This is a genomic window from Janibacter sp. LM, assembly GCF_039631275.1.
GTDB classification, from domain to species: domain Bacteria; phylum Actinomycetota; class Actinomycetes; order Actinomycetales; family Dermatophilaceae; genus Janibacter; species Janibacter terrae.
The window spans coordinates 105763-120740 of the sequence record NZ_JBDIVG010000001.1 but is presented as its reverse complement, the minus strand read 5'-3'; the positions used below and the strand labels follow the sequence as shown (position 1 = coordinate 120740).

General features: G+C 72.9%; 13 protein-coding genes and 2 tRNA genes. 5 read left to right on the top strand and 10 right to left on the bottom strand.

The features are described 5' to 3' along the window. Positions 1-47: 47 nt before the first annotated feature. Positions 48-257: a hypothetical protein gene (locus ABC138_RS00560; protein WP_068325191.1), complete on the top strand. Its 210-nt coding sequence runs from the start codon at positions 48-50 to the stop codon at positions 255-257. Positions 258-321: 64 nt separating this feature from the next. Here the strand turns inward: ABC138_RS00560 and ABC138_RS00555 are convergent, their stop codons facing one another. The 3 genes from ABC138_RS00555 to leuC form a co-directional block, all read right to left on the bottom strand. Next, a complete protein-coding gene (locus tag ABC138_RS00555; RefSeq protein ID WP_068422433.1) occupies positions 322-969 on the bottom strand; it encodes an HU family DNA-binding protein in 648 nt (215 codons plus the stop codon). Positions 970-1188: 219 nt separating this feature from the next. Continuing rightward, a complete protein-coding gene (gene leuD / locus ABC138_RS00550; RefSeq protein WP_068325193.1) occupies positions 1189-1782 on the bottom strand; it encodes a 3-isopropylmalate dehydratase small subunit in 594 nt (197 codons plus the stop codon). A 9-nt stretch (positions 1783-1791) separates the two neighbouring features. Further along, on the bottom strand, positions 1792-3219 hold the full coding sequence (leuC, locus tag ABC138_RS00545) for a 3-isopropylmalate dehydratase large subunit (protein WP_169701921.1): 1428 nt from the start codon (positions 3217-3219) through the stop codon (positions 1792-1794). A gap of 121 nt (positions 3220-3340) precedes the next feature. On the opposite strand from leuC, the gene ABC138_RS00540 reads away from it, so the two are divergent. Continuing rightward, positions 3341-4090 (top strand): IclR family transcriptional regulator, encoded by a 750-nt coding sequence (locus tag ABC138_RS00540; RefSeq protein WP_068325195.1) that lies wholly within the window; start codon positions 3341-3343, stop codon positions 4088-4090. Between the two features lie 160 nt (positions 4091-4250). On the opposite strand, the gene ABC138_RS00535 is transcribed toward ABC138_RS00540, so the two are convergent. The 5 genes from ABC138_RS00535 to ABC138_RS00515 all read right to left on the bottom strand — a co-directional run bounded on the left by ABC138_RS00535 (position 4251) and on the right by ABC138_RS00515 (position 7354). Continuing rightward, positions 4251-4323, bottom strand: a tRNA-Glu gene (locus tag ABC138_RS00535). Positions 4324-4421: 98 nt separating this feature from the next. Then, positions 4422-4493: transfer RNA gene (locus ABC138_RS00530), tRNA-Gln, on the bottom strand. A gap of 94 nt (positions 4494-4587) precedes the next feature. After that, complete coding sequence (gene gltX, locus ABC138_RS00525) at positions 4588-6135, bottom strand: glutamate--tRNA ligase (protein ID WP_345912436.1); 1548 nt, start codon at positions 6133-6135, stop codon at positions 4588-4590. Between the two features lie 94 nt (positions 6136-6229). Further along, a complete protein-coding gene (locus ABC138_RS00520; protein WP_068325197.1) occupies positions 6230-6565 on the bottom strand; it encodes a YnfA family protein in 336 nt (111 codons plus the stop codon). Positions 6566-6577: 12 nt separating this feature from the next. Continuing rightward, on the bottom strand, positions 6578-7354 hold the full coding sequence (locus ABC138_RS00515) for a fumarylacetoacetate hydrolase family protein (protein ID WP_068325198.1): 777 nt from the start codon (positions 7352-7354) through the stop codon (positions 6578-6580). Positions 7355-7455: 101 nt separating this feature from the next. Between ABC138_RS00515 and ABC138_RS00510 the strand changes: the two genes are divergently transcribed. Both ABC138_RS00510 and ABC138_RS00505 read left to right on the top strand, forming a co-directional pair. Next, positions 7456-8334 (top strand): 3-methyladenine DNA glycosylase, encoded by an 879-nt coding sequence (locus tag ABC138_RS00510; protein ID WP_068325199.1) that lies wholly within the window; start codon positions 7456-7458, stop codon positions 8332-8334. A gap of 43 nt (positions 8335-8377) precedes the next feature. Further along, entirely contained in the window at positions 8378-9193 is an 816-nt protein-coding gene (locus ABC138_RS00505; RefSeq protein WP_345912435.1) for a DUF1353 domain-containing protein, read from the top strand. On the opposite strand, the gene ABC138_RS00500 is transcribed toward ABC138_RS00505, so the two are convergent. Both ABC138_RS00500 and ABC138_RS00495 read right to left on the bottom strand, forming a co-directional pair. Continuing rightward, on the bottom strand, positions 9145-10344 hold the full coding sequence (locus ABC138_RS00500; protein WP_345912434.1) for a helix-turn-helix domain-containing protein: 1200 nt from the start codon (positions 10342-10344) through the stop codon (positions 9145-9147). The two genes, ABC138_RS00505 and ABC138_RS00500, sit on opposite strands and share 49 nt — an antisense overlap. Positions 10345-10386: 42 nt before the next feature. Beyond that, positions 10387-11397, bottom strand: coding sequence for an SDR family NAD(P)-dependent oxidoreductase (locus ABC138_RS00495; protein ID WP_345912432.1), 1011 nt, complete (start codon positions 11395-11397; stop codon positions 10387-10389). A 131-nt stretch (positions 11398-11528) separates the two neighbouring features. Between ABC138_RS00495 and ABC138_RS00490 the strand changes: the two genes are divergently transcribed. Then, positions 11529-14951, top strand: a complete 3423-nt coding sequence (locus tag ABC138_RS00490; RefSeq protein WP_345912431.1) for a bifunctional proline dehydrogenase/L-glutamate gamma-semialdehyde dehydrogenase — start codon at positions 11529-11531, stop codon at positions 14949-14951. Positions 14952-14978: the final 27 nt, after the last annotated feature.

Sequence of the window (14978 nt, the reverse complement as noted above, 5' to 3'; positions counted from 1 at the left end):
TCTCTCGTGAGCCGTGCTCACCCTAGGCCACGGATACCCTCGACCCCGTGCAAGCGACTGTCTTCTCCCACGACCCGGACCACGGCACGAGCGTGGTCACCGACGACGGCGTCCGGCTCCACGCCGACGCGGCCGTCTTCGCACGCAGCGGACTGCGGTGGCTGCGTGCCGGGCAGCGGGTGAGCATCACCGTCGAGGCCGACGAGGTGACCCGGCTGTGGATCGTCGGGATCGGCGAGGACGAGACGATCGCCTGACCCGGGGACGGGCGAAGGGGGGGCCCCGCCGGCGTGGCGGGGCCCCCCTTCGTCCGTGGTGGCGTCAGCTGCCGCTCGACGTCGTCTTCTTGGCCGTCGTCTTCTTGGCGGTGGCCTTCTTCGCCGTCGTCTTCTTGGCGGGCGTGGAGGTGGTGGCCGTCGACTTCGTCGCGGCCTTCTTCGCCGTGGACTTCGTCGCGGCCTTCTTCGCCGCCGCGGACTTCTTCGCCGGCGCGGCCTTCTTCGCCGTGGACTTCGTCGCGGTCTTCTTCGCCGGAGTCGACTTCTTCGCCGGGCCGGACTTCTTGGCGGTGGTCGTCGTGGTCTTCCTCGCCGGCTTCCGGCCCGGGATCGCGGTGTCCGCGATCGCGCCGGCGACGGAGGTGACGGTCCCGGCGGCGGCCCGGGCGGCGGCCGGCGCCGCCTTGGGGAGCGAGCGCGGGTCGGCGACATATCCCTTGAAGCTCGTCCCGGCCTTGAAGCGTGGCACGGACGTCTTCTTGATCTTGACGACCTCACCGGTGCGCGGGTTGCGGCCGGTACGGGCCGCGCGGGCCGCCTTCTCGAAGGTGCCGAATCCCGTGATGGCGACGCGGCCCCCCTTGGCGACCTCCCGCACGATCGTGTCGAGCACGACCTCGAGTGCCTCCTGGGCAGCCTTGCGGCTACCGAGTCTCTCTTCGAGAGCCTTGACCAGTTCTGCCTTGTTCACGTGTCACTCCCGTAGTGATCCGTCACCGGTCGTCCCCCGGCAGGGAGGCCAAGCCGAAACACCCGACCTGTTCCGACGGTAGAGGCGCCGGGTGTGCAGGTGCAGCCTTTGGACCTCGCCACTTTGCATGCTGCACAGGGGAGTTCGCGGGCCGTCACGAGCGCGGGAGGGAGGCGCGGAGCGAGCACCTTTGCGCGACAACGAGATCGCGAAGGGAGGTCAGCTCGGCTGGGTGACCGGCTTCCAGCTGGGGCGCGTGGACTCGTACTCGGTGATGTCCTGCTCGTGGCGCAGGGTGAGACCGATGTCGTCGAGACCCTCGAGCAGGCGCCAGCGCGTGTAGTCGTCGACGTGGAAGGCGCAGACGATGTCACCTGCGGTGACCGTGCGGGCGGTGAGGTCGACGGTGATCTCGGCGCCGGGGGTGTTCTCGAGGTACTTCCACAGCAGCTCGACGTCGTCCTGGCTGACCTGCGCGGCGAGCAGGCCCTGCTTGCCGGAGTTGCCGCGGAAGATGTCGGCGAAGCGCGAGGAGATGACGACGCGGAACCCGTAGTCCTTGAGCGCCCAGACGGCGTGCTCGCGGGAGGAGCCGGTGCCGAAGTCGGGACCGACGACGAGGACGGAGCCGTCGCGGTAGGCCGGCTGGTTGAGCACGAAGGTGTCGTCGCCCCGCCAGGCGGCGAAGAGGCCGTCCTCGAAGCCGGTGCGCGAGACCCGCTTGAGGTAGACGGCGGGGATGATCTGGTCGGTGTCGACATTGCTGCGGCGCAGCGGGACACCGGTGCCGGTGTGGGTGGTGAAGGCTTCCATGGCTGCTCCTCAGGCCGTCTCGAGCTGGTCGGTCGCGGGCGCGGACGTCAGGTCCGCGGGGCTGGAGAGCGTGCCGCGCACGGCGGTCGCCGCCGCGACGAGCGGGCTGACGAGGTGGGTGCGTCCGCCCTTGCCCTGCCGGCCCTCGAAGTTGCGGTTGCTCGTCGACGCGGAGCGCTCGCCGGGGGCGAGGGTGTCGGGGTTCATGCCGAGGCACATCGAGCAGCCGGGCAGGCGCCACTCGGCACCGGCGTCGGTGAAGACCTTGTCCAGGCCCTCGGCCTCGGCCTGCAGGCGCACGCGGGCGGAGCCGGGCACGACGAGCATGCGCACGGACTCGGCGACGTGCCGGCCCTTGATGACCTCGGCGGCGGCGCGCAGGTCCTCGATGCGGCCGTTGGTGCAGGAGCCGACGAAGACGGTGTCGACGGCGACCTCGCGCAGCGGGGTGCCGGCGGTGAGGCCCATGTACTCGAGCGCCTTGGTGGCGGTGGCGCGCTCGTTCTCGTCGGCCATCGCCGCCGGGTCCGGCACGGCCTCGGCCAGCGGGGAGCCCTGGCCGGGGTTGGTACCCCAGGTGACGAAGGGGGTGAGCGTCGAGGCGTCGATGTCGACCTCGGCGTCGAAGACCGCGTCGTCGTCGCTGCGCAGCGCGCGCCAGGCCTCGACGGCGGCGTCCCAGTCGGCGCCGGTCGGCGCGTGGTCGCGACCCCTGAGGTACTCGAAGGTGGTCTCGTCCGGGGCGATCATGCCGGCGCGGGCGCCGGCCTCGATCGACATGTTGCACACCGTCATGCGGGCCTCCATCGAGAGCGCCTCGATGGCCTCGCCCCGGTACTCGAGCACGTAGCCCTGACCGCCGCCGGTGCCGATCTTGGCGATGACGGCGAGGATGACGTCCTTGGCCGTCACGCCGGGCTGGAGGTGCCCGCGCACGTTGATCGCCATCGTCTTGAAGGGGTTGAGCGAGAGCGTCTGCGTGGCGAGGACGTGCTCGACCTCGCTCGTGCCGATGCCGAAGGCGAGCGCGCCGAAGGCACCGTGGGTGCTCGTGTGACTGTCGCCGCAGACGACCGTCGTGCCGGGCTGGGTCAGGCCCAGCTGGGGGCCGACGACGTGGACGATGCCCTGCTCGGCGTCGCCCATCGGGTAGAGGCGCACGCCGAACTCGGCGCAGTTGTCACGCAGCGTCTCGACCTGGATCTTGCTCACCGGGTCGGTGATCGGTCCGGGCGTCGTCGGGACGTTGTGGTCCTCGGTCGCGAGGGTGAGGTCGGGGCGACGGACGGGCCGGCCGGCCAGGCGCAGACCCTCGAAGGCCTGCGGGCTCGTCACCTCGTGGAGGAGGTGCAGGTCGATGTAGAGGAGGTCGGGCTCCCCCTCGGCGCGGCGGACGACGTGCGCGTCCCAGACCTTCTCGGCCAGCGTTCCTGCCATCTGTCTCATTCCCATCCATGCGTGGTGCCACGGTGTGTGCACGGTGTGTTGACGACGACATTTCCACGTCGTGGGCTGCCCGGATCTTGCGTCTCACGACATGAGATGTCAGTATCACTCCATGGACAACGGTAGCGGAGTTGGCGTTCTGGACAAGGCCGCCGTCGTGCTGGGCGCTCTCGAAGCGGGTCCCTCGACCCTCGCCCAGCTCGTCGCGGCCACCGGTCTGGCACGCCCCACGGCACATCGGCTCGCGGTCGCCCTCGAGCACCACCGACTCGTCGCACGCGACATGCAGGGACGCTTCGTCCTCGGCCCGCGCCTGGGTGAGCTGGCCGCCTCCGCCGGCGAGGACAAGCTCCTCGTCGCCGCCAACCCGGTCCTCGGCGCCCTGCGCGACCACACCAACGAGTCGGCGCAGCTCTTCCGCCGCCAGGGCGAGCACCGGGTCTGCGTCTCCGCCGCCGAGCGCCCGGTCGGCCTGCGTGACTCCATCCCCGTCGGTGCCACCCTGTCGATGCACGCCGGCTCGGCCGCCCAGGTCCTGCTCGCGTGGGAGGAGCCCGACCGGCTCCACCGGGGCCTGCAGGACGCCGCCTTCACCGCGACGATGCTCTCGGCCGTGCGCCGCCGGGGCTGGGCGCAGAGCGTGGGCGAGCGCGAGCCCGGCGTGGCGTCCGTCTCGGCCCCCGTCCGCTCCCCCAGCGGCCGCGTCATCGCCGCCGTGTCCATCTCCGGCCCGATCGAGCGCCTCTCGCGCCAGCCCGGCCGCCTGCACGCCGCGACCGTCATCGCCGGCGCCAACAAGCTGACCGAGGTGCTCGAGAAGCACGCCCGGGCCGCCGAGGCCGCCGACCGCGACACCGAGTGACGAAGGGGGGACACGCCCCCTTCCCCAAGCGCGTCGTCCTGCGTCGCACTCGTGTGACGAAATTTCGTGACACGGGCGCTGGCCGCGACGACAGGCCGCCGGCCATCCCCCGGGCACGACGAAGGCCCCCGCTCTGACGAGCGGGGGCCTTCGACCGATGTAGCCCCGACGGGATTCGAACCCGCGCTACCGCCTTGAGAGGGCGGCGTGCTAGGCCACTACACAACGGGGCCATGTGTGCTACCCGGACCGGCGGGCCGGCTGGGCAACGGAGAGAACCTTAACCCGAAGGGGGCTCTTTCCGAAATCGAGCGGCGGACCGCTCTCAGCGCTGGGGTACCAGGACTCGAACCTAGAACAACTGAACCAGAATCAGCCGTGTTGCCAATTACACCATACCCCAAGGGGGTATCACTGGCCCTTTGGAGCGAGCTCCGCGCGGCCTGTGAACCGAGTGACGATGTTACCCGTCAACCCGTGTGACCCCAAATCGTCACTCAGGCCAGCGCATCCCGCAGCGAGCGCAGCCGCGCCAGCGTCGAGGACTGGCCCAGGATCTCCATCGACTCGAAGAGCGGCGGGCTGATCCGCGCACCCGAGACGGCCGTGCGCAGCGGGCCGAAGGCGAGGCGCGGCTTGATGCCCATGCCCTCGACGATCGCCTCGCGCAGCGTGGCCTCGATCCGCTCGGCGTGCCACTCGTTCGCGTCGCGGTTCTCCTGCGAGAGGACGCCCGCGGGCACGTGCAGGCCCTGCAGCGCCGTGATGGCCGCCTCGAGCACCTGGCCGGCGTCGTCCTTGAGGCCGGCGCGCGCGTCCTCGTCGATCTGCAGCTCGTCGTCGGCGGTGTAGAAGGGCCGCACGAGCGCGGACGCCTCGGTGAGCAGCGCGATGCGCGTCTGGATGAGCTCGGCGACGGACTTCAGCCGGGCGAGCTCCCCCAGCGACGGGTTGTCGCCGAGCACGCCGTCGGCCTGCAGGTACGGCAGCAGTCGCGAGGTGAAGTCACCGAGCTCGAGGTCGCGGATCCACGCGCCGTTCAGCCACTCGAGCTTCTTGAGGTCGAAGATCGGGCCGACCGTGTTGACCTTGCTCCAGGCGAAGTCGCGGGCGAACTCCTCGAAGGTGAACTTCTCGACGTCCTGGCCGTCCTCCCCCTTCGCCGGCGGGTAGGCCAGGAGGCCGAGGAAGTTGACGACGGCCTCGGGCAGGTAGCCCTGCTCCTTGAACCACGTGAGGCGCGCCTCGGGGTTCTTGCGCTTGGAGATCTTCGACTTGTTGGTGTTGCGCAGCAGCGGCATGTGCGCGAACTGCGGCGGCTCCAGCCCGAGCCACTGGTAGAGCAGCACGTGCTTGGGCGTGGAGGAGATCCACTCCTCGCCGCGCACGACGTGGGTGATGCCCATCTCGTGGTCGTCGACGACGACGGCCAGGTGGTACGTCGGGAAGCCGTCGGCCTTGAGGATCACCTGGTCGTCCGGCCGCGGCGCGGACACGGTCCCGCGGATGACGTCCTCGAAGGTCGTCGGCGCGTCGTCGGGCACGAGCATGCGCACGACGGGCGTGTCGTTGAAGCCCTCGAGCTCGGCCCGCTCCTCCTTGGTCTTGCCGACGCAGAGACGGTCGTAGCCGGTGGGCAGCTTGAGCTTCTGCTGCTTCTCGCGCATCGCGGTGAGACGCTCGGTGGAGCACCAGCAGTGGTAGGCGTGGCCGTCCTCGACGAGCCTGTCGACGTACGGCCGGTAGGTCTCCAGCCGCTCGCTCTGCCGGTACGGCGCGTACGGGCCGCCGACGTCCGGCCCCTCGTCCCAGCGCAGGTCGAGCCACCCGAGGGTGTCGTAGAGCTGCTGCTCGCTCGTCTCGTTGAACCGCGCCCGGTCGGTGTCCTCGATGCGCAGGACGAAGGAACCGCCCTGCTGCCGCGCGAAGGCGAGGTTGAACAGCGCCATGTAGGCGGTGCCGACGTGCGGGTCGCCGGTCGGCGACGGGGCGACGCGCAGGCGTGGGGCGGAGGCGGGCGTGGGGGTGTCTGCGGGGGTGCTCATGATGGGCCGATCGTATCGCCGTCATGTCGGCGTGCGACCGGCCAGGACGAAGGGGGCGCCGCCGGGCCGTGCGGTGCGGCTCAGGCGGTGCAGCTCAGGCGGAGCGCGGGGCGTACATGATCACGGCGACGCCGACGAGGCAGAGCAGGGCGCCGGCGACGTCGAAGCGGTCGGGGCGGAAGCCGTCGACGACCATGCCCCACAGCAGCGATCCGGCGACGAAGACCCCGCCGTACGCGGCGAGGATCCGGCCGAAGCTCGCGTCCGGCTGCAGGGTCGCGACGGCCCCGTAGAGGCCGAGCGCGACGACGCCGGCGCCGACCCACACCCACCCGCGGTGCTCGCGCAGTCCCTGCCAGACCAGCCAGGCCCCGCCGATCTCGAGCAGCGCCGCGAGGACGAAGAGCGGGACCGACCGGGCGACGTCCACGTCAGGCCCGAGTCACTCGGAGGCGACGAAGGGGTTGGACAGCGTGCCGATGGCGTCGATCTCGATGTCGATCCGCTGGCCGGGGGTGACCCGACCGACGCCGGCCGGGGTGCCGGTGAGGATGACGTCGCCGGGCAGCAGCGTGAAGGACTTGGAGCAGTGGCTGATGAGCGCCGCCACCCCGTGGACCATGTCGGAGCTGTGCCCGTCCTGGGCGACCTCGCCGTCACGCAGGGTGGTGATCGAGACGTCCTGCGGGTCGAGGTCGGTCTCGATCCACGGGCCGAGCGGGCAGAAGGTGTCCATGCCCTTGGCCCGGGCCCACTGCCCGTCGCCGCGCTGCAGGTCGCGCGCGGTGACGTCGTTGGCGATCGTGTAGCCGAAGATGACCTTCTTGGCCTCCTCGGGCTCGATGTCCTTGCACATCCGCCCGATGATCACCGCGAGCTCGCCCTCGAAGGAGACCTCCGAGGTGAGCTCCGTCGGGATGACGACCGGGTCGCCCGGGCCCACGACGGCGGTGTTGGGCACGAGGAACATCATCGGCTCGTCGGGCACCGCGTTGCCCATCTCGGCGGCGTGGTCGGCGTAGTTGCGCCCGATCCCGATGATCTTGCTGCGCGGGATGACGGGCGCGAGCAGGCGCACCTCGTCGACCGTCGTGGTCTTCCCGGTCAGCTCGATCCGCTGGTAGAGCGGGTCGCCGCTCACCTCGGCGATCTTCTGGCCGTCTGCGTCGACGAGCCCGTAGACGGGGTCGTCACCTTCGGTGTATCTCGCGATGCGCACGGGGCCACCCTAGGCGACGACGACGCGCGGGGGCACCGGGGCCGGGGGCCCGAGCACAGCACTCGCAGGCAGGTGGCGCCGCCGGGACCTACCCTGTCCCGGTGATCGAGACGACCCTGGCGCGCGCGGAGTGGACCGCCCGGGCCCGCGCCCACGAGGCAGCGGTCGACGAGCTGACCGCCGGCCACCGCGAGCGCCGCGGCCGCGGCGAGCGGCACGCGGTCGACGACTTCCTCTTCGAGTACTACGCGCACCGTCCGGCGCAGCTGCGGCGGTGGCACCCCGGGCCGGGTGTGCTCCTCGAGGACGCCGCGGAAGCGTACGCGGGCAGGTCCGGCTACGTCGTCGACGAGAGCGGGTCGGTGCGCCTGGACGTCGACGACCTCGTCGCGCGAAGGGGGCGGACCCTCGCCTTCGTCAGGGACCTGGTCGGCGCGACGTTGTCGCGTCCGGGCACCCACGACTGCTTCGGGTTGCACGAGTGGGCGATGGTCTACCGGCTGCAGCCGGGCGAGCAACGGCACGAGCAGCTCCCCCTTCGCCTCGGTCAGGCGGAGACGGACGCCGTCGTCGAGGGCCACCGGATCCGGTGCAGCCACCACGACGCGTACCGCTTCTTCACCCCGGACGCGGTGGGGCGCAACTCCCTTCGTCCGACGCGGGAGGACCAGGCCGACCACGAGCAGCCGGCCTGCCTGCACGCGGGCATGGACGTCTACAAGTGGTGCTTCAAGCTCGCACCGGCGGTCCCGTCCGGGCTGACGCTCGACGCCTTCCGTCACGCCCTGCGGGTGCGGCGCCTGGACATGCAGGCCTCCCCCTACGACCTGTCCGGCCTCGGGCTCGCCCCGGTCACCATCGAGACGCCCGAGGGCAAGGCGCAGTACGTCGCCCGCCAGCGGGAGCTGATGGTGACGTCGAACTCCCTTCGCCGGCGGCTGCTGGCCGTCACGGACCTGCTGGACCCTGCATTGCCCTAGGGGAATGCCGCCTCCTGGCCCCGGTGGCTGCCACGCTGGGGGCATGGCCACGCCCTTGGAGACCCAGCCCCGGCGGTTCTACGACGGCGGGGTCCCGGGCGGGCCGCCGGACCCGACCTCTCCCCCGCTCATCGTCCTCGAGCGCACGCTCGACATGGCGGTCGACGAGTTCCGCATGGCCCGTCGGCTCGGCTACCGCGACCGCGAGCTCGGGCAACTGCTCGTGCCGGTCGACACGGAGGGCTTCACCACCGACCTGACGTCGGTGCCCTCGATCTTCCTCTGGCTCGTGCCGCGGACCGGCCGGCACCTGCCCGCTGCACTGCTGCACGACGGCCTCGTCCGCGGCGAGTACGCGGCCGCTCCTGGCGTCGACATCGACCGCGAGCACGCGGACCTCGTCTTCCGGTCGGCCATGGCGGACACCGGGACCGGTCTCATCCGACGGTGGCTCATGTGGACCGCGGTGACGCTCGGCACCTTCTTCCAGGACAGGCACACGCGCTGGCCCGCGGGCGAGCTCTGGCGCTGGCGGATCACCGCCGCGGGCACGCTCCTGCTCACCGCCCTGCTCGGGGTCGTCGCGACCCTGGACCTCTTCGACCTCAGGGTCCCGGTCATCGGCGGCGTCCCGTGGATGGGCGACCGCCCGTGGTGGGTCGAACTGGTCACGGGTGCGATCGGCGCGGTCGTCGTCCCGCTGCTGCTCGGGCTGCTGTGGGGCCGGTTCCGCGCCGCGGGCATGATCGCCGGCGTCGCGCTGGCCCTGCTGCTCCACGTCACGATCGCCGTCGCGGCACTCACCGCCGCCTACCAGCTGGCCGAACGGGTCGTGACGCGCCCGGTGCGGGAGGACTGAGCACCGCGCCCCAGCACGAGCAGACCGAGGTGCAGCTCGAGCCGGTCCCGGCCCCGGGAGAGGTCGAGCCCGGTCACTGCCTCGACCCGGCGCAGCCGGGCGTAGACGCTCTGCCGGTGCAGCCCGAGCCTGCGTGACGTCGCCGCGATCGACCCCGCCTCCTCGAGGTGGATCCACGCGGTCTCGACGAGCTCCGGTGCTGCGGCGAGGAGCTCGGCCACGGCGGGGGTGCGGGCGGCGTCCAGCAGGTCGTCGCCGGCCGTGGTGCCGAGCAGCCGCTCGATGCCGAGCGAGGCCCACGGGTGCACGCGCGCGCCTGCTGGCGGACGATCGCCCTCGGGGGACATCGGACGCACGACGCGAAGGGCGGCGCGCGCCTCCCGCAGCGAGCCGGACACGGCGGTGAGCGGGACGAGCTCCCCCACCCCCGCCACCACGTGCGCGTCGGTGATGCGGCCGAGCGCGGTCAGGGCCGACTCGGCCGCGTCGTGCACCTCGGTCTCCGTGACGGCGGGGACGACGAGGACGAGGTCGCCGGAGCGCTCGGCGACGCCGATGCGGCGGGGCAACCCGCCGGGTCCGTGGACCTCGTCGGCGCGCAGCCGCACCCCGGGCGCCGCGCCGAGGACGACGACGGAGGCGTGGGTGCCCGGGTCGACGGCCAGCTCGTCGGCGAGCTCGCGCGCGGGACCGCTGCGGGCCTGGGGGCCCGCGTCGAGCAGGTCGAGGACCAGTCGCTCGGTCTCCCGACGGCGGGAGGCCAGCCGGGCGAGCTGCTCCCCCGCGCGGTCGGCGACGACCTCGGCGGCGCGGACCCGCTCGGGCGACAGCCCGTCCGGCGGCTCGACCGCCCAGAGGTAGCCCTGGACGACCCCGTGCCAGCGGGCCGGCAGGCACAGGCGGGCGGCCGTGCCCCGCTCGGCGTCGGCGGGGATGCGCACCGGCCCGGTGGCCCGGGCGATGCCGAAGCTCTCGAACCACTCGCGCGTGCGGGGGTGCGCCCCGCGCGACATCACGGTCTCCACCCGCACGCTGTCGGCGTCGTCGGCGTGGGCGGCGAAGGCGAGCAGCCGGAAGCGCCGGTCCTCCAGGGTCACGGGGGCGAGGAGGATCGCGGACGCCTCGTCGACGAGGTCCTGCACATCGGCCATCAGACAAATGTATGCCCGCGGGGGCCCCGGCACCGGCGGCCGTCAGCCGGCCCGGTCCACCTCGTGCGGCGGGACCTCGTTGTGCCGGCGGGCCGCGCGGTCACCGAGGACGCTGAGCGCGTCGACGACCCTCGACCCCAGCTCGAGTCGGGCGCGGGCACCGACCACGTGGTCCGCGTCCCGGCTCATCGACGGGCCGTCCTGCCGACCGTGCGGGAGCAGCCGCGCCACGAGGCCGAGCAGGCGGGAGGTCGTCCCCGGCGCGACCCCGTGGACCCGCCGGCCCACCCAGGTCAGGGGCGTCAGCTCGACCTGCGAGCACCCGGCGAGCACGGCGTCGACGATCCGTCGGGCGGCTCGTGGCCCGGAGACCGAGAGCAGCGGCATCGAGGCGCCCGGGGCGAACCACGCGTAGTCCTTGGCCGCGTCCCCGACGAACTGCGCGTGCACGTGGCCACCCGTGCGCATCAGGCCCGGGACGATCGTCGTGGCCGTGACGCCGGTGCCGCTGAGCTCCGACCGAAGTCCCTCGGTGAGGGCGGTCGCGCCGAACTTCGCGACGGAGTACGGCAGCAGGTGGGGCACCGCGACGACACCGCCGACGGAGCTCACCACCCCGATCCGGCCCGATCCCGCCGAGAGCATCGTGGGCACGACGGCGAGGCACAGGTGCACCGGGCCCATGAGCATGGTGTCGATCGCGGCCCGGAAGTGGCCGAGCGTCGTCGACTCGAGCGGACCCACCTGGATGATGCCGGCCACGTGGATGGCGACGTCGACGCGGCCCTCGTCGCGGAGCACCCGCCCCACCCAGGCCTCGACGGCCTCGGCGTCGGTCACGTCGCAGACCTCACCTACGAAGGACCCGGTGCGCTGTGCCGACGGTCCGACCCGGCCCTGCGCGACGAGCCGCTCGGCCCGGTCGAGCTCGACTCGGTCGCGGGCGCAGCCGTGGACGCGGTACCCGCGGGCGACCAGCTCGGCGCTGATGAGCAGGCCGAGCCCGCGCGAGGCTCCGGCGACGAGGGCGACCTGTCGTGTGGGTGGGACCATGCCCCGGCCCTACCCGCCGACCGCCCGCTCATGCCCCGCCGGTGCCGATCAGACAGATGTATGACGGAGCGGACTGCTGCTCAGACATCCGTCGGTGGCGACGACCCCACGCGCGTCCTACCGTCGAGAGCATGACGACCACCCCTGCGCAGACCGACCCGGCCACCGCCGCCTTCGCCCCCTTCGTCGAGGACGCCATCACGCTCGCCGAGCGCTGGTCCGCCGCCGCGGAGGCCGGGGAGACCCGGCGCGAGGCGCAGACGACCGGCCAGCTGGCCGCCCTGCTCTCCGACCACGCCGGCCTCGACCTGGCCGTCTTCTTCGTCGACCGCGTCGCCCGCCCCGAGGACAACACGGTCGCCGCGACCGCGCTCAACCGGATCACCGCGTCCGACGCGTCGTCCTTCCTCGGCACCCTCGACCGCAGCCTCCTCGGCCTCGGCGCCCGCGCCGCCAGGATCGCGCCCCAGGTCGTCGTCCCCGCCGCCCGCGCCCGCATGAAGCAGATGGTCGGCCACCTCATCGTCGACGCCCGCGACCCCAAGCTGGGCAGGCACCTCGCGGCCGCCCGCGAGGACGGGTTCCGCCTCAACATCAACCTGCTCGGCGAGGCCGTCCTCGGCGAGGGCGAGGCCGCGTCCCGCACCGAGCGCACCCGCGAGATCCTCCAGCGTCCCGACGTCGACTACGCCTCGATCAAGGTCTCCTCGCTCGTCAGCCAGATCAGCACCTGGGACACCGCCGGCACCGTCGAGCGCTGCCTGACGCGCCTGCGCCCCCTCTACGAGACCGCCCGCGCGTCGACGCCGCACGCCTTCGTCAACCTCGACATGGAGGAGTACCGCGACCTCGAGATGACGATGGAGGTCTTCATGGCCCTCCTGTCCGAGCCGCAGTTCCACGACCTCGAGGCCGGCATCGTCCTGCAGGCGTACCTGCCCGATGCCCTCCCCGCGCTCGAGCGCCTCATCGAGTTCGCGACCGCGCGCCGCGACGCCGGCGGCGCCCCGATCAAGGTCCGGCTCGTCAAGGGTGCCAACCTCGCCATGGAGCGCGTCGAGGCCGTCCTGCACGGCTGGGAGCAGGCGCCCTACACGACCAAGGCCGACGTCGACGCCAACTACCTGCGCTGCATCGAGCGGGCGCTGCGCCCCGAGCTCGCCGGCGCCCTGCGCCTGGGTGTCGCCTCGCACAACCTCTACGACGTCGCCGCGGCGCACCTGCTCGCGCAGCACCGCGGCGTCCAGGACGCGCTCGACGTCGAGATGCTCCAGGGCATGTCCCCCGCGCAGGCCCGCGCGGTCCGCGACGAGGTCGGCACCGTGATCCTCTACACGCCGGTCGTCGCCCCCAAGGACTTCGACGCCGCCGTGTCCTACCTCGTGCGCCGGCTCGAGGAGACCGCCTCGCCGGAGAACTACCTCCACGCCTCCTTCGCCGACGACCCGGGGGCGATGCCCGACCAGGAGGCGCGCTTCCGGGCCAGCGTCGAGGCCATCGGGTCCACGCCCGTCGGGCCGCGTCGCTCCGCCGAGCGCCGGCCGATCGACGACGTCTTCGCCAACACCCCCGACTCCGACCCGGCGCTGCCCGCCAACCGCGAGTGGGCCGCCCGCGCCGTCGCCGCCTCGCGCCCCGAGCCGACCTCCCCGCACCTCGGCAGCGTCGCCGCCGTCGACGAGGTCGTCGCCACCGGCCGGGACGCGCACGCGGCCTGGGCCGCCCGCCCGGCCGCCGAGCGGGCAGACCTCCTGCGCCGTGCCGCTCGGGAGATCGACGCCCGGCGCGAGGAGCTGCTCGCGGTCATGGCCGCCGAGGCCGGCAAGACGGTCGCCGAGGCCGACCCGGAGATCTCCGAGGCTGCCGACTTCGCCCGCTACTACGCCGACCGCGCCCTCGAGCTGGCCGACGGGGCGATGGCGGACGGCGCGCGCTTCACCCCCTTCGCGCTGACGCTCGTCACGCCGCCGTGGAACTTCCCCGTCGCCATCCCGATCGGCGGCGTCCTCGCCGCCCTCGCCGCCGGGTCCGCCGTCGTCATCAAGCCCGCCCCGCAGACCCCGGTCTGCGTGGAGGCGACCGTCGACGCGCTCCACGCCGCCGGCATCCCCCGCGACGTCCTGCAGGTCGTGCGCACCGAGGAGGACGAGGTCGGCCAGCACCTCGTCTCGCACCCGGGGGTCGACGCGGTCGTCCTCACCGGGGCCAGCGAGACCGCGCGGCTCTTCGCCGGGTGGCGCGCCGGCCGCGAGCACGGCGCCCGCGTCCTGGGTGAGACCTCGGGCAAGAACGCGCTCGTCGTCACCCCGTCCGCCGACCTCGACCTCGCCGTCGCGGATCTCGTCTCGTCCGCCTTCGGCCACGCCGGCCAGAAGTGCTCCGCCTCCTCACTCGGCATCCTCGTCGGGTCGGTGGCCACCTCCGAGCGCTTCCGCCGCCAGCTCGTCGACGCCGTCGAGTCGATCGCTGTCGGCTGGCCGGTCGACCTCGGCACCCGCATGGGCCCGGTCATCGAGGAGCCGAGCGGCAAGCTGCGCCGCGCGCTCACCACGCTCGAGCCCGGCGAGAGCTGGCTCGTCGAGCCCCGGCAGCTCGACGACACCGGTCGCCTGTGGTCGCCCGGCGTCAAGGACGGCGTGCGCCCCGGCTCCTTCTTCCACCTCACCGAGGTCTTCGGCCCGGTGCTCGGCCTCATGCGCGCCGACTCGCTCGACGAGGCGATCGAGCTGCAGAACGCGACGGACTTCGGTCTCACCGGCGGTCTGCACAGCCTCGACGAGGGGGAGATCGCGCACTGGACCGACGCGGTCGCCGTGGGCAACGCCTACGTCAACCGGCACATCACCGGCGCCATCGTGCGTCGCCAGTCCTTCGGCGGCTGGAAGGCCAGCTCGATCGGCCCCGGCGCCAAGGCGGGTGGCCCCAACTACGTCGCCCAGCTCGGGACGTGGTCGGCCCACGGCCTGCCGACGAAGGGAGGCGCCGTCACCTCCGCGGTCCGCGCGACCGTCGACGCGCAGCTGGCCTCGATCGGCGAGCGGGTCACCGAGGTCGAGCGGACCTGGCTCGAGGCGGCGGTCGCGAGCGACGCGGCCGCGTGGGCTCAGGAGCTCGGCGTCGAGCACGACGAGAGCGCCCTCGTCGTCGAGAGCAATGTCTTCCGCTACCGGCCGCACCCGCAGGTGCTCGTGCGCGCCGGCGCGCAGACCCGCGTCGTCGAGGTCCTGCGCCTCGTCGCCGCGGCCACCCTGACCGGCGCCCACGTCCTCGTCTCGGCGGACACCGCCGCCGGGCTGCCGAGCAGCATCGGGCACGTGCAGGTCGTCACCGAGACCGACGCCGCCCTCCTCGCCCGTGCCTCCCGCGCCGCGGACGCCCGGGTCCGGGCGGTCGGCGGCGTGCCGGCCACGCTGGTCGACGAGCTCGTCGCCGCCGGCGTCGACGTCATCACCGGCGAGGTCCTGGCGACGGGACGACGCGAGCTCCTCCCCTTCGTCCGGGAGCAGGCGGTGAGCACCACCCGTCACCGCTTCGGTCACGTGGCCGGCGCCTGAGCGCTCGCGAGACTCGGGTGATGGGCC

Coding starts and splice junctions, on each gene's coding strand:
- leuD (WP_068325193.1), bottom strand. CDS start 1,782: ATGGAAGCCTTCACCACCCACACCGGCACCGGTGTCCCGCTGCGCCGC.
- leuC (WP_169701921.1), bottom strand. CDS start 3,219: ATGGCAGGAACGCTGGCCGAGAAGGTCTGGGACGCGCACGTCGTCCGC.
- ABC138_RS00540 (WP_068325195.1), top strand. CDS start 3,341: ATGGACAACGGTAGCGGAGTTGGCGTTCTGGACAAGGCCGCCGTCGTG.
- gltX (WP_345912436.1), bottom strand. CDS start 6,135: ATGAGCACCCCCGCAGACACCCCCACGCCCGCCTCCGCCCCACGCCTG.
- ABC138_RS00505 (WP_345912435.1), top strand. CDS start 8,378: ATGGCCACGCCCTTGGAGACCCAGCCCCGGCGGTTCTACGACGGCGGG.
- ABC138_RS00500 (WP_345912434.1), bottom strand. CDS start 10,344: ATGGCCGATGTGCAGGACCTCGTCGACGAGGCGTCCGCGATCCTCCTC.
- ABC138_RS00495 (WP_345912432.1), bottom strand. CDS start 11,397: ATGGTCCCACCCACACGACAGGTCGCCCTCGTCGCCGGAGCCTCGCGC.
- ABC138_RS00490 (WP_345912431.1), top strand. CDS start 11,529: ATGACGACCACCCCTGCGCAGACCGACCCGGCCACCGCCGCCTTCGCC.